The sequence below is a fragment of the Congregibacter brevis genome (assembly GCF_045689245.1).
Classification (GTDB): domain Bacteria; phylum Pseudomonadota; class Gammaproteobacteria; order Pseudomonadales; family Halieaceae; genus Congregibacter; species Congregibacter brevis.
In genome coordinates, this window is the sequence record NZ_CP136865.1 from 2,173,457 (window position 1) to 2,187,617 (window position 14,161).

Annotated in this window: 11 protein-coding genes; 6 read left to right on the forward strand and 5 right to left on the reverse strand. The window is 55.1% G+C overall.

Annotation, left to right across the window (positions count from 1 at the left end):
* Positions 1 to 22: 22 nt before the first annotated feature.
* The 4 genes from R0137_RS09580 (at position 23) to R0137_RS09595 (ending at position 2,322) form a co-directional block, all read left to right on the forward strand.
* A complete protein-coding gene (locus R0137_RS09580; RefSeq protein ID WP_407326197.1) occupies positions 23 to 766 on the forward strand; it encodes a hypothetical protein in 744 nt (247 codons plus the stop codon).
* 45 nt (positions 767 to 811) lie between these two features.
* A complete protein-coding gene (locus R0137_RS09585) occupies positions 812 to 1,150 on the forward strand; it encodes a hypothetical protein (RefSeq protein ID WP_407326198.1) in 339 nt (112 codons plus the stop codon).
* A 180-nt stretch (positions 1,151 to 1,330) separates the two neighbouring features.
* Positions 1,331 to 1,612, forward strand: coding sequence for a hypothetical protein (locus R0137_RS09590; protein WP_407326199.1), 282 nt, complete (start codon positions 1,331 to 1,333; stop codon positions 1,610 to 1,612).
* The gene (locus tag R0137_RS09595) at positions 1,612 to 2,322 is read left to right on the forward strand and encodes a C39 family peptidase (RefSeq protein WP_407326200.1); all 711 of its coding nucleotides are present in this window, start codon (positions 1,612 to 1,614) and stop codon (positions 2,320 to 2,322) included. Before R0137_RS09590 ends, R0137_RS09595 begins: the two co-directional genes overlap by 1 nt.
* 61 nt (positions 2,323 to 2,383) lie before the next feature.
* Here R0137_RS09595 and R0137_RS09600 read toward each other — a convergent pair whose 3' ends face one another.
* The 4 genes from R0137_RS09600 to R0137_RS09615 all read right to left on the reverse strand — a co-directional run bounded on the left by R0137_RS09600 (position 2,384) and on the right by R0137_RS09615 (position 9,044).
* The gene (locus R0137_RS09600) at positions 2,384 to 5,329 is read right to left on the reverse strand and encodes an insulinase family protein (protein WP_407326201.1); all 2,946 of its coding nucleotides are present in this window, start codon (positions 5,327 to 5,329) and stop codon (positions 2,384 to 2,386) included.
* A 138-nt stretch (positions 5,330 to 5,467) separates the two neighbouring features.
* Positions 5,468 to 6,259 carry a glutaminyl-peptide cyclotransferase gene (locus tag R0137_RS09605; RefSeq protein ID WP_407326202.1) on the reverse strand — a complete coding sequence of 264 codons (792 nt, stop codon included), beginning with the start codon at positions 6,257 to 6,259 and terminating at the stop codon, positions 5,468 to 5,470.
* Between the two features lie 11 nt (positions 6,260 to 6,270).
* Positions 6,271 to 8,313: a bifunctional tRNA (5-methylaminomethyl-2-thiouridine)(34)-methyltransferase MnmD/FAD-dependent 5-carboxymethylaminomethyl-2-thiouridine(34) oxidoreductase MnmC gene (gene mnmC / locus R0137_RS09610; RefSeq protein ID WP_407326203.1), complete on the reverse strand. Its 2,043-nt coding sequence runs from the start codon at positions 8,311 to 8,313 to the stop codon at positions 6,271 to 6,273.
* On the reverse strand, positions 8,310 to 9,044 hold the full coding sequence (locus tag R0137_RS09615; protein ID WP_407326204.1) for a hypothetical protein: 735 nt from the start codon (positions 9,042 to 9,044) through the stop codon (positions 8,310 to 8,312). The genes mnmC and R0137_RS09615 overlap by 4 nt, the downstream gene beginning before the upstream one ends.
* Positions 9,045 to 9,262: 218 nt before the next feature.
* Here R0137_RS09615 and R0137_RS09620 point away from each other — a divergent pair, with 218 nt between their 5' ends.
* Entirely contained in the window at positions 9,263 to 9,772 is a 510-nt protein-coding gene (locus R0137_RS09620) for a hypothetical protein (RefSeq protein WP_407326205.1), read from the forward strand.
* 33 nt (positions 9,773 to 9,805) lie between these two features.
* Here the strand turns inward: R0137_RS09620 and R0137_RS09625 are convergent, their stop codons facing one another.
* Positions 9,806 to 10,267, reverse strand: a complete 462-nt coding sequence (locus tag R0137_RS09625; RefSeq protein WP_407326206.1) for a MaoC family dehydratase — start codon at positions 10,265 to 10,267, stop codon at positions 9,806 to 9,808.
* Here R0137_RS09625 and hrpA point away from each other — a divergent pair.
* Positions 10,228 to 14,133, forward strand: a complete 3,906-nt coding sequence (gene hrpA / locus R0137_RS09630) for an ATP-dependent RNA helicase HrpA (protein ID WP_407326207.1) — start codon at positions 10,228 to 10,230, stop codon at positions 14,131 to 14,133. The two genes, R0137_RS09625 and hrpA, sit on opposite strands and share 40 nt — an antisense overlap.
* Positions 14,134 to 14,161: the final 28 nt, after the last annotated feature.

Consider the following 14,161-nt stretch of genomic DNA (forward strand, 5'->3'; position numbering starts at 1 on the left):
TGTATTCTCGGTGATCCTTTTTGTGACTCTTTCTCAAGGAGCTTCGGCGCAGTCCCCCATTAATATTGATCAGCTGTTGGCCAAGGCCTCCACATGGCAGGTGAGCAGCAGTTTTGACTATCGCGGGGTATCTTTTGCTTCCGTACAGCGGGAACGTAGGGCGACTTTTTCGACTGGTATTCGCTACGGACTTACCCGTCGATTCGAGCTGAATGGCAGATTCAGTGCGTCTGAGCAAAGGCAGGAGTTTGCGGAACTGGAATTTCGCCAGAAGACTCGCGAGGTCAATCTCGGCGCGAACTGGCTAATAAAGGCTGAATCCGCGCTACCAGCGCTGCTTCTTGAGGCGCGAGCAGTGATTCATCGTAATGGATCCACAAGCCGCAAACACTTGCCAGAGGGGCGCTTGGGTATCACCACTTACAAGAGTCTTGATCCGGTAGTGCTTTCTCTGTCAGCGGCCATGACCATCCAGCGAGACTACCGTTTAGCGGAAGGAACGGTGGAGCCTGGAGTCGCTTGGAGGATAGAGCCGGGCGTCAATTTTGCCGTAAACGCTAATGTCACCTTGTTCGGCGGTGTTTCTATCGAGCGGCGCAATGCCTCATCAGTGAACGGTGACAGCTTTGCGGATCAAAGCGAACGGGTGGTGATTCGCGGCGGGATCGCATTGGCAGTAGCCGGTCGGCATTCGGTGTTTGTGAGTGGTGATATCGCTAGTGATCATCAGGGCGGTATGAATCTGCAATGGTTTTACGAGTTTTAGTGGTGGGGATAATCCCTAAGAAGTAATGATGAAAGGAATCACATTATGCAAATCAAAAGGAAACAGTGGGCGGCCGTCGCCGCTATAGGTTTACTCGTCGCGCAAGGAAGCTTGGCGAGAGATGTCGCTACGAATGGCGATCTAGAGAAAGCGAGGCAGAAGTCCTTCATGTCGGCGGCATTTCAGAGTCCTGCCTCGAGCACTGTAAGGCCACTTGATGCACAACTCATGGATACCACGCAGGGCGAGCTTTGGCCCTGGATCTTTGGAGTGGTCGCTGTCGATATCAGCCTCGCAAGCTTCTTCTGGGGTGAGTATGTGCCCATCATGGCTGCGTCTGGCGGTGCTTGTATCACCTGCGATATAGGCAAAAAGGCCCGATAACAGAGCCTGATAGCTTTGCCGGACAACTCTGGATAACAACTCCGGATCACAACTTCGGATAACAACGCCGGATAGCAAAGCGTGTAAGAAAGGACGGCGGGGCTGATGAAGCCCTGCCGCCCACTCACCATAGTTGATCAAGGAAGTTGATCAAAAGTTTCGAACGGGGAAAAGTTGGTTATGACTAACGCAGCCTTAATCAAAAAGTCTCTCGATGCAGAGTTCATTCGCCGCTACAACCAACTGTTTTTTGCGCATGCCACGGGCCTGTTGCCGCTTTTTGTGTTTGTCGCTGTGACATTGCTCAAGTGCCAAGCCTTGGTTTGGACAGCCGTGTATCTAAGCGGTCTCGCTTATGCCCTTAGTTTGCTCGGGCTCCGTCTTCTCTGGCGTAGGGCGATACTGATCAGCCTACAGAAGGAGGGGGTCCTCACGAGCGATTACCGGCCACCGGCTTTTTGATGGCCACAGTAAGGCGCGTAGGCAAGTTTACGATCCTTGGAGCCATTGCAGCCACCATTGCAGTAATCTCCATTGATACAAGCTATGCCTTTGATAACTGGGTGTCTCTGCGTGACGCGGGTATCGTGAAACAGCAAAGGGATTTCAGCTGTGGAGCAGCAGCCCTAGCCACGCTACTGACGTATTTCTATCGGGACCCGGTTAGTGAACGAGAGCTGCTGGTGCAACTTATCAATGGGCGTAACGACCATTACAACGACCATCACAACGACCAGCACAACGACCATGGCAGCGGCCATCACAGCGACCATCACAGCGACAACAAACAACCAGCTAAGCGCTCCTTAGGCTTGTCATTTTCCGATATGAAGATGTTGGCTCACACCCGCCATTACCCGGCAATGGGCTTTGCGGTGACCTACGAAGACCTAAAAAATCTCAGGCTGCCAGTGATTGTCGCACTGACAGTTAATGGTCGTGGACACTTCAGTGTCCTGCGCCGCGTAGATGAGTTTGGTCGAGCGTTTCTCGCAGATCCCAGTTGGGGTAATCGGCAACTAGGTCGAGAGGAGTTTCTCCGGAGCTTTCTGCGAAGCGACGACGAGGCAAGCGGTCGAATCCTGATTGTGGGTGCGCGTGGCGATAGGCTAGGGGACGACAGTTTTCTCCATCGTCCCCCACGGCGAGTATTGATATCACCGACCGAATGACAAGCTGTTCACTCATCGATACCGGCTGTTCCTAGGTCGCTGGGCGCTTAGAACCTAACGCTTAAAGCTCTTTGAAGCTCATACTTAAAGACTCAAGGTAGCTTGCGCTTTCGTCGCGGTTGGCGCTGCCCGTTACAACGGCTATCGATGCGTTCTCGGGAACCAGATACTCAGCCGCCACTCGTTTCAGATCCTCTAGCGTGACTTCAAGAATGCGTTGTCTGAATACCATGCGCTGATCATGATTTCGGCCAAAGCGTCGATTGTGGAAGTCTTGCTTAGCCTCGCCGGCTGGTGAGCCCGGTTTATCGATCGTGCTGATTACGCCAAGAATGGCCTCTTCCAGTCCTGAGCCGTTGTGGTCACCGGACGCCATCCACTCGATGCTGTCATCAAAGTCGCTTAGCGTGCCCTCAATGCGTGGGTCTCGATAGGAGTAGAAACGGAATGCGGCAATGCTCGCATCATGACTGGCGCCACCACCATAGGCACCGCCTTGTTCACGAATCGCACGGTGCAGAAAGCCGTTGCGTAGGTAGCCGGACAGCACCGTTAGTGCGGCCGCGTCAGCGTGTCCGCTGGGTACTGTCGCATAGGCCTTTGCGCAGAAGCTTACCTGTGAGTTGGCAACCCAGCACTCTCTGCGGGACTCTCTGAGCATCGGCAGACGTAAGGGTGCGCCGCTATGCGTTGGCAGTGTCTCCCAAACTTTGGCAGCCTCCTGCGCTAGGCTGGCGGTCCGGCCAGGCTCTGCCACGATAAGTGCTTCCCATGAAGCGTCTCGAAGCTTTTCATTGAGTTGCTTTAGCTGGTTAGCAAAGGCCTCTAGCTTATTCGGGTCCGCGAGAGAATCGTCCAACTGCCGCAGTGTCGCGATGCCTTGCATACCCGAGAGCTCATGGTGAAGCATCGCTAACGGGCTCATCCCTGCGCAGGCTGCAAGCATTGCCAAGCTATGGCCTTGCCCCGTGATGGACTGCTCCCGCCGAGCGCGTTGCTGTGCAACCAGTTCCCTTATGCGGGGTAACTCGTCAAAACGTACCTCAAGCAAGGTGTCACGCATCAACGCTGCTTGATCGTGGCTTTTTCGTGCCAGCGCTTTTGAAGACAACACGAGGCTTGCTTGGGCGACCTGCTCGTCTTCTATGCTGCCGCGCATGGAAGTGAAGAGGCTAATGGATCCAACCGACGATGACTGGCGGTGTTGCGTCTCCAGGTAGTCGGCTGCTCCTAATCCCAGCTCAGCTGTCATGCCCGTAAGGTGGGGCAGCAAGGACAGTTCGTCGGAGCTCAGGTCCGGGATCGCACAGCTTAGCTGCTGGTACACCAAGCCATTAGTACCTTGTTCGTAAAGAGTGAAGGGCAGGTTTCCCAGTGTTACTTCGTCATAAGATAACTTTGGCAGGGTGCCAGGTACATCCTGCAGAGTGACTTTTGGCAGTATCTCAGGGTCGTCTTCCTGCGCCTGGCGCTTTAAAAGTGCCTTCGCCTGATCGACGATGGCGGCTTTCTCTGACTCATCAAGACCTGCTTTCATGTCCGCTAGTCGCTGTTGCTCTTCGTCGCGTTTTTTCTGCGAGAGTGTGCCGTTTGGAGTCATGACCAAAGTGAGCCGATGAGGATTATCGAGCAGCAACTTTTGAGCGAGCCCTCGAATGTACTCTGGGTCTTGAATCTGCTCTCGCAGCTGCGCAATAACCGGCTCAAGATCCATAGAGGGTATGGGGTCGGCGTAGTGAGCCGCAGGTCCTAATGCCTGAAGAATGAGATTCAGTCCAAAAGGCATGCCGTCGCCGCTAATCTCCCGTTGGTGGAGTTCCAACTGGTGAAGTACAGCCTCTAGCTGCTCACGCGGTATCCCGTTCTTGGCAATGTCTCCGATAACACCGAGGACTAGCGTTTCAAGTTCTTCCTCGTGCTCTGGGTTACTACCCTCGATGCCACAACAGAACACCAGTTCCCGAAGAGAGTCCTCCAGGCCGCAAAGTGGAGAGGGGGCGGTACCAAGTTCAGTGGTTTCCAGGACCTGTTGCAGTGGTGAGGCACTGTTTTCCATGAGTACGCTGGACAGCAGCTGAGCCTCCAGTAGATCTTTGAGCTCTGCGCTCTCGCCTAGTAACCAGCCTACGACGATGTGTGTATGTCCCTCACTACTCCCTTCCTCATCGAAGGCATATTCTTCGACGACGCGTTTGGGTTCTGAGTAGCGCTTCTCGGGATTCACCACGATACGCTTCTCAAGGCGGGGGAACTGCCGTAAAGCTTGATCGTGAAAAACGGCTTGGTGTTCGGCGGCCGGAATATCCCCAAAGGTCATAAAAGTGGCATTACTGGGGTGGTAGTGACTTTGATAAAACTCTTGAAGTTGCTCATAGCTGAGTTCGGGAATGTTCTCGGGCTCGCCGCCAGAGTTGTAGTGATAGGTACTGGTCGGGAACAGGTGATGGCAAAGCGTCTGCCAAAGGCGTGAAGGAACCGAGCTCATGGCGCCCTTCATCTCGTTATACACCACACCCTTGTAGACGAGGTCGCTATCCGTGTCGTTCGGTTCAGCGAACTCCACGCGGTGACCTTCCTGTGCAAAGTCGAGAGGATCGAGCTTCGAGAAAAAGACCGCGTCCAAATACACATCGAGCAGATTGCGAAAGTCTTTGCGGTTTTGGCTGGCAAAAGGATAGGCGGTCCAGTCAGAACTGGTGAACGCATTCATAAAGGTATTCAGAGACCGGCGAAGCATCATGAAGAAGGGGTCTCGTACCGGGTAGCGTTCGCTGCCGCAGAGTGCTGTGTGTTCCAGAATGTGCGCTACACCGCGGCTGTCTTCAGGGACTGTTCGCAGGGCTACCAGGAACACGTTCTCGGGATTATCCGTCGCAAAGTGGTAGTGGATGGCCCCGGTGTCGCGATGTTCGAAGTGCTCAACACGGATATTCAAAGCTTCGATGCGTTCGGAGCGCAGCGGGATAAAGCTGTCGTGGGATATAGGGAGCTTGGACGGACTGTTCATCAAATTACCAGATTCTTAAAAACGCCTATTCTAACGCAAATTGCTTGTTTTCTTTAGCGCAGCAAGTCGTGAAGAGTGCGGAGCGTCTGGAGAGACGCATATAGCTGGTCTTGGCTAGAAACGTTTGTTCAGAGGGACTTACTGGAGGGCTCTGGGCGCAGGCAGGGCGCGAAGTCTTAGCTTATACAGCCAGGGCCAGCGTTTACCCGTCACCCACAGCGCATTGTTGTTGGCATCCCAGGCTATGCCGTTGAGGACATCGGTATCTGGCAGTCGCTCCGCTGGGTCTAACAGCCCTCGAAGGTCAACAATACCCAAAACATGACCGTTTGCTGGATCAATGCGCACGAGCTGATTCGACTGCCATACATTGGCCCAAACCTCGCCGTTGATCCATTCCAACTCGTTGAGACGCGGCAGCGGTCTCGATCCCAAAGAGACCGCTAAGGTACGCTGTAATGACATGTCCATGGGGTCAAGAAAATACAGCTGATGGCTGCCGTCGCTGTAGATGAGCTCTGAACCGTTATGGGTGATACCCCAGCCTTGCGTGCTAATTCGGTGAGTGTCGATTTGTTCAAAGGACTCGGCGTCGTATTCCAGAAGCAGGCCAGAGCGCCAGGTCAGTTGATAGATACGGTTGTTCAAAACGGTAATACCCTCACCAAACAGCTCATCGGGAAGCGCTAGCTCCTGGGTGAGATTCATCGAGGGGAAGTCATAGGCCAGTAGGCGCGACTCAGTGTAAAGTCCTGTGCCGACGTACAAGGTGTTATCGACAATTTGCAGGCCTTGAACAAAGTTCTCCCGCGGCTGTGCTATGCGCTCCAACACTTCGTAACCGAAGCGTTGCAGATCTGCCGCGACAACCGCTGTGAAGCTTAAAGGCAGAAGATACATCGCCAGTAGTAGCGACGCACGTGCAGCCATGCTTACTCCATTCATGCTGTACGGGCCTTAGATCTTGGTTTTCCGCGCACCAGTCCTCGGATGAGGAATCGCGCGGGGCACAGTGCCCGCTGTAGCTCCCGGCTTACAGGAATTGGCTCTCCCAGTACTTGCGTGGCGATTAGTTCTGCACTCATAGCCGCGTAGCTTAAACCCCTGGACCCGTGGGCGGTACTGACAAAAAGTCCGGACAGGTAGGCGCCATGCTCCGGGATGATCTGGCTGGCATCCCACTGCAGCGCGCTAAATCGTTCTGTGAAGACTGATTCGTCTGGAACAGGCCCTGCGACGGGGAGGTAGTCCGGTGATACACAGCGAAGTTCTGCGCGGCCCCGAAGTTTGGCAGGATCAAGAGCGCCTAGGTGTTCTTTCCAAGCGGGTAGGGCACGCCCGAGTGCTTCAAGATTATCTCGGTTCTCTTCGACGCGCATTTCTTTGCTAGCGTCTCCGGGTTTGAAAGTGGCGCCAATGCAGTGTTCGCCGTTCAACGCGGGTGTGATGTAACCGCGATGGCAAAAGCTCGTCAGAAGGGGCTTATCCTTTGGTGCAGGTATTTGAGTGGTTTGGCCGCGCACAACGCGAAGGGGTAAGTTCTTTGTTTGTTCAATCGACCGCCCCCCTGGGCCGGTGGCGAGTACCAGGACCGGCGCAGTTCCGTGAAGTTCTCCCTTCGTGTCTCGTACTTCCCAAAGACCATCTTTGGTCTGAGTGAAATTAAGTTCGCCGCACTGCTCCCGCAAGGTAATGCCATCTTGACCAAGAAGTGCCCGACATACCGCGGGGGGGGATAGCCAGCCAGAACCTGGTTGCCAAAGCCCGGGCGCTGCGCCGGCAATGCCGAGTAAGGTTTCTACTTGCTCCGCGCTGCTGCTTTGCGCGACGGCTTCGAGGCCCACTAGTGCGGAAGCTAATGTTGATCCATCGCCTCGGGGTGTATCTGTTTGCACGCAGCCACTGAGCGCGCCATCAACGCCTGCAGCGAGAGAGCCGTCTTCGAACATCCTCTGGTAGAGCTCTCGGGCGAAAAGAAAAGCGGCTAGCGAAAATTCTCCGAGTATTGAGCGCTCGTACGACAGCCGGGTAAACAGGACACCTTGCGCATTACCGGAACCGCCCCCAGCCGCTGTGCTCTCATCCAGCACTGTGACTGCTATTCCCCGCCGCGCAAGAGCGGCCGCGGCGTGAGCCCCGGCGAGTCCGGCCCCGATAACCAAAGCGGATGGGTGGCAGGTAAATGCGGTGCTGGTATTAAGATCCCATGGAGTCATTGCCGGCGGCGCTTGTCCAGTGCAGGCATCTTCTACGACGACGCCCTGTAAGCATTCGCGTTTGCGCCCAAAACCGGGGCGTTTGGACATGCGAAAGCCGGCCGTCTCAAGGTCTCTGCGTACGGCACCGGAGGCACTGAAGGTGGCGATAGTCGCCGACGGCTTACTGGCGTCGATCATGTGGCCAAATAGCTCGGGCATCCACATGGCTTCGTTTTGTCGGGGAGCAAAGCCGTCTAAATACCAGGCATCAACGAGGGGTCGTTGTAGGCTGGAGAGCTCTGGTAGTGCGTCTTGAACGTCTGCCCAAACCAAATCGAGAGTAACGCGCCCACCGGCGAACACGCGGCGATGCACCCCGGGTAGTGGAGGGGGGTAGGCAGCTATCAATTGTGATGCGAATTCAGAAAGCTGGGGCCATCGCCCCAGACCTTGCTCAAAATCGTCCCGACTGAGCGGGTGACGATCCACACTCCAAAAATGCAGTCTAGAGTCATGTCCTGCAAAGCGCTCGAAACATTGCCAACTTTGGAGGAAATTCAGGCCCGTGCCGAAACCAAGCTCAGCAATCGTGAACAAATGCGTGTTCTGGCGGCTAAGACGCGATTCCAGATCACTGCCTTCAATAAACACGTATTGCGACTCCGCGAGCCCGTTGTCTGGACTGAAGTAACAATCATCGTAGAGGAGAGAGCGAGGTTCGCCGTCTTCAGTCCATTGCAGATGGGCGGTCTCCATCGCACGGAAAGGACCTTTAGCGCGGATCACGACGCTGGTCTGGCTTCTGTAGACGGCTCCTTGAGCCAAGAGGGGGTGTCAGCGCCAAGGGATCCGATCACGCTCGCTGGTATAGCATGGAGAATCCAATCTTGCCTCGGGGGGGCAACGAGGACTAAAAGATAACGGGTTTTTTTATCCATCGCCGGGAGTTCGATCTCCCACTGAAAATCCGACACGCTCACGATGTTGCGTCCCTGACCCAGATCAGTCTGCCCCACAAATTGATGTTTGCCTATGTGCTTTAAACTGTAGGTGCTACTGCCAACGAGAGTCCCTCGCTGGCGGGTCTGTATCGTCCCTATCAAAGGACTGTTACTGCGACGCTCGCCAATTGTTGCGTCGTTGCTGCGGCGCTCGATCTCAGCCAGTAGCTGAGGCCACTCGTCGATTCTCAATAACAGTTTGTCGGCCGAGTAGGGGGCGGCAAGGGCTGCCGCCATCTGAGATTCGCTGGCGGTGCGATCAAGCTCAATAGTTTCTGTGAGTACTGTGGGTTCCTCGATTGGGTCGCTGTCTGCGCCCTGATGACGCATTAGCAGGCCGCGGAGCCGGTCGACATCGGTCTCAGGGTCAACGGCATTCTCAGCTTCCTGCGAGTAACTCCATGAAGCACCGAGCAGAGCAATATTCAGGGTTAGCAGCAATACGTTGCGCAGCGCGACGCCTGCGAAGAAAGAGTACGTCCGCCTACCGACCACTGTTTTTGCTGACTGTCTCATTGACTGTTTAGCTGCTTGTGCCATTGTTAGCGTCATAAATGGTGCTGTTGACCTTAGGTCGACCATGACACCAGAAAACTCGTAAGTGAAAGTACAGCATAACAAACTGCGCTCCAGAGCTCTTCGTTGCTTTTGTCTATTTCGGCCTGGAGTGGCTGGCAAGCAGCAAAGGCAATCGGTAGACTTCGCGGGCTGTTAGCCACATGTTCGGAATACCCATGCCAGAAAGCACTCAACGTAAAAGCCTGCCTACCGATAAGTTCCTTACGGTCGCCGTGAATTTGATTCACAAGGCGCTCATCGAGCCCAGCCGCACCGAGGCCAAGAGTTTGTACCGGGAATTAGAAGAAAAGAAAGTCGTTGCCCTAACAAACCTGCGCATGGAAGACGGCAGCATGGTGCGATTCGACCTGAGCCTAGATTATGAGCACTATCAAGGCCGCCTCAATTTCACCAGTTTTCGTACGGGGCTGACCATGCTTCTTTCGAGCATTGCAGAGGCCATCAAGGATCCAGCGTCTCTGCGATCCTTTGCCAACGAATCGAAAGAAGGCTCGGTTATGTTCGGCATCACTGCCCTTACTTCTGAAGAAGGGAAGCCAAGCGTCATGGTTCTGGGTGCCGATTCCGGCCGCGGCGGTCCCAACGTGGAGCTACAGCTGATGTACCTCGACCCTTCTCAGTTCGAGCAGACCGCAAAAGTTGAGTCGGACTCAGCGGCCGGCTAGAGCGAAGCCGATAAGAGGTGTAGGCGCGGTAACTTAGCTCGGTGCAATGACCTCGGCGCTTCCGCGCAGCACATCGCGACCGTCTTCATGGCAAATCACACAATCGATAACTACCCGGCCGCGACGCTTCTTCTCACTAACCGTGAGTCGAATCGTCAGCCTATCGCCGGGAAGTGCAGGCTGCCTAAATTCAAGGCTTTGACGAAGATAGACTGTTCCTTTTCCTGGCAAAGAATGCGCCAAGCTTGCGGAAATCCAACTCGCAAGCAGCATGCCGTGGGCGATGCGGTCTTGAAAGCCGGCAGCGCGGGCAAAATCGGCGTCAGTATGCAGGGGGTTGTGATCCCCGCTAGCCTCTGCAAACGCATCGATATCTTCCGCGAGCAACTCCCTTTTTATTTCGCATTGTTGTCCCTCGGTGAGTTCCGCATAGCTAAAACTGGTATCAGTGTTCAATGGTGTGCCTCGCTTTTGCAGCTTCGTTATGGGGTGCATGGGGTGATAGGACTCTCGGCTGCCGCCATCGGTCTGGCGGCGCGCGTCAACGTGCCGCTCTCGATAAGAGTACCTCTTGCTGCGCAGCAATGGCGAGGGCCCTGCCTGTGAGTACTGACAGCAAGGCTCATGTGCTTCGCGACATTCCTGCCCTTAGCTATCCACCTGAACTGCCCGTGGCAGAACATCGCCAAGAGATTGCTGGCGCACTGCGCGATCATCAAGTGATCATCGTAGCGGGGGAGACGGGCTCAGGTAAGACCACGCAGCTACCGAAGATCTGCATGGAGCTGGGACGAGGTCGCATACAGCGGATCGGGCATACCCAGCCTCGCCGATTAGCCGCACGAACGGTCGCACAACGCATCGCTGAAGAAGTGGGTTTACCCCTCGGGGACCTGATCGGCTATCAGGTTCGCTTTCAGGAGCACTTGGGTGAACGTACCGCAGTAAAGCTCATGACCGACGGTATTTTGCTTAGCGAAATGCAGCGTGATCGAGACTTACGGCAATACGACACCTTGATTATCGACGAGGCGCACGAGCGAAGTCTTAACATCGATTTTATCTTGGGCTATTTAAGACGCCTCCTGCCGCGCCGCCCAGATCTAAAGGTGTTGGTCACGAGCGCGACCATCGACGTACAGCGTTTTTCAGAGCATTTTGACAACGCGCCGGTTATTGAAGTTTCGGGACGCAGTTATCCGGTAACAACGCACTACCTTTCCAGAGACAGCAGTGATTCTGAAGACCTTCTGCGGCAAGTCGCCTCGGTGGTCAAAGCAGTGCAGGCGGGGGTGCATGGGGAGCCTGGGGACATGTTGGTCTTTTTGTCCGGTGAACGGGACATCCGTGATGTGGCGCGCCAACTCAAAGGTGCTGCAGGTTTGGACGTCTTGCCGCTGTATGCGCGCTTGAGCCAAGGGGAGCAAGCCAGAGTCTTTGGGCGAAGCAGTTCTCGTGGTTTGAGAGTGGTGTTATCAACGAACGTAGCCGAAACCTCCGTTACCGTGCCCGGCATTCGGTTCGTGATTGACCCCGGTGAGGCTCGCATTAGTCGCTACTCCTACCGAACACGAGTGCAGCGTCTTCCTATTGAGCCTGTATCCCGAGCAAGTGCTGATCAACGTCGGGGCCGTTGTGGCCGCGTCGGACCCGGTGTTTGTCTTAGGCTGTACACCGAAGAAGACTATCTCAGTCGACCCGAGTTTACGGATCCGGAGATCAAGCGCAGTAACCTTGCAGCGGTAGTGCTGCAGATGCTGCAACTGGGCTTAGGTGATATCTCAAAGTTTCCATTTCTGGAGCCCCCGGATACACGATTGATTCGTGACGGTTACCGGCTTCTCGATGAGCTGGGCGCGGTAAATCAGCGAGAACAGTTGACCCGACTGGGTAGACGGATGGCAGCTTTTCCCATTGATCCGGCACTTTCCAGAATGGTTCTTTCGGCTCAGGAATTCTCGGTGTTGCCTGAGATGTTGGTGATTGCCAGCGCTCTTTCCATTCAGGACCCTCGAGAACGGCCGACAGATCGCCAGGCTCAGGCCGATCAATCCCATGCGCGCTTTGCGGATCCTCGTTCGGATTTTATGAGCCTGCTGAATTTGTGGCGTTACTACGAAGAGCAGCGGCAAGAGCTGAGTGAAAACAAACTGCGTAAACTCTGCAAACGGGAGTATCTCTCCTGGCTGCGTATGCGCGAGTGGCGAGACGTGCACCGCCAGATTAGCATTGCCTGTCGTAGTCAGGGTCTTAAACCGTCGCTTGATGTGGCGACTGAGACAGACTACGCAGGTGTACATCGCTCTCTGCTTACCGGCTTGCTAGGAAATATTGCCCAGCAGGACGAGCGCCGGGAGTACCTGGCAGCCCGCAATCGGCGCTTGCAGTTGTTCCCTGGCTCGGCGGTTTATCGTAAACCGCCAAAGTGGCTGGTCGCCGGCGAAATCGTCGAGACCCAGAGGGTCTATGCGCGCAGCGCCGCTTCCATCGAAGCCCAGTGGTTGATGCAGGTGAATCCTGCCCTGTTGAAGCATCAGTACTATGAGCCGCGTTGGCAGCGAGAACAGGGCCGGGTCGTTGCGTGGCGAAGAACCAGCCTCTTTGGCCTTACCGTCAGCGATCGTGTTGCTGTGCAATACGCCAAGATTGATCCGGCTCTATGCCGTGAGCTATTGATTCGTGAAGCGCTCATTTCGGGACGATGGTCTAAGCCACCCGCGTTTCTAAAGTACAATCTGCGTCTCCAACGAGAGGTGGAAGACCTTGAATCCCGAGTCCGCCGCCGTGATCTGCTGGTGGACGAGGAAACACTGTTTCAATTTTACGATGAACGTTTGCCGGCTAATGCGACAAACACTACGTCGTTATCAGCCTGGCTTAAGGAGGATGACAAGCGGACGGAGTTACTGAAGCTTCGCCGGGAGCAGTTACTCACCCGTGATCCAGGCGCTTTAACAGATGCCTTTCCCGATCGTCTCGAGTGGGAGGGGCAGAGCTATAAACTGAGCTATCAGTTTTCCCCTGGGAAGCAGGCCGACGGTGTTTCGATCACCGTGCCCTTGGGCCTGCTGAACAGGCTTCCCCGATTCCGCCTGCAGTGGCTGGTCCCCGGAGTGCTGCGAGAAAAGTGTTTGGCGCTGGTAAAAGCGCTACCAAAATCTTTGCGGAAGCAATTGGTTCCCGTACCCGATTGGGTCGACAGGGCTTTGGCGAATATGGAGCCCGGTGATCAGCCGTTAAACGAGGCTTTGGCCAGTGCGTTACGAGCTGCAGGCGGCCCCCGAATTGACGCTAGCGAATGGGCGACCGCTGAGATTGATGACTACTACCTTATCAACCTCCGCGTGGTAGACGAGAAAAACAAACTCCTTGCCCAGGGTAGGGACGTCGATGCACTTATCGCCGAGTTTCAGGAGGCGACGCGCGAACACTTGACCACTCAGGGCGGAGACTCCCCTGCACGCGTGGGTCTTACTTCCTGGGATTTCCAAGACTTAGAGCGAGAATATGCGTTCCGACAGGCAGGTGTGGATATTCGGGCTTACCCTGCTCTGGACGATGGAGGAGATACGGCCAGCATTGCTTTGTTCGACTATCCGGGAGAGGCGTTGCTAGCTCAGCGTCGGGGTCTTGCTCGACTGCTAATGCTCTCTGCAAAGCCTCTGTTTCGGGATCTGCGTAAACGTTTTCTCAAAGACAACGCTACCGCGCTTCTTTTCGCAGCGCTCGACGTATCCCGTGACGAACTCCTTGACGATCTGCTGCCCACGCTTGCCTTGAATGCGTCTGGTTTGCTGAATGACGACTGCCGCGAAAAATCGCGTTTTGATGCTGCAGCTCAGCAGCTATCGCGCACGGCCATCACCGTCGCCAATGAGCTAGAGGCTCAGCTCAAAAACACTCTGGTCGCTATGGTCGATGCGCTACAGATTCTTCAGCGTCACCAAGGTCAGTACAGCGAGGCGAAGCAGGACCTTGCGGCGCAGCGAAAGTATCTCCTGAGTCGCGCCGGGTTGTTTGCTATGGCCAGCGACGAGCTGCGGCATTATCCGCGTTACGCGAAGGCTATGGTGGTGAGAGCCGAACGCCTCGCGGCAAACTATCGTAAGGATCAAGAGCATCAAGCTACACTTGCGGCATTAGAAGCTCCAATGCACGAGCTGCTTAGGGAAACTCCGGGAGCAGCTCAGTTATCATCCTCTTTATACACGTTTCAAACGATGTTGCAGGAGCTGCGGGTGTCGTTGTTTGCTCAACACCTGGGAACATCTCGACCGGTCTCTGTGAAACGCTTGAATGCACAGTGGGCGTTGGTCGACGCTTGGCAAAAACGAACCTCCTGCCGCTCGCCGGAAGAATAGTAAATATTCCCATTTAATAATTCTCCGC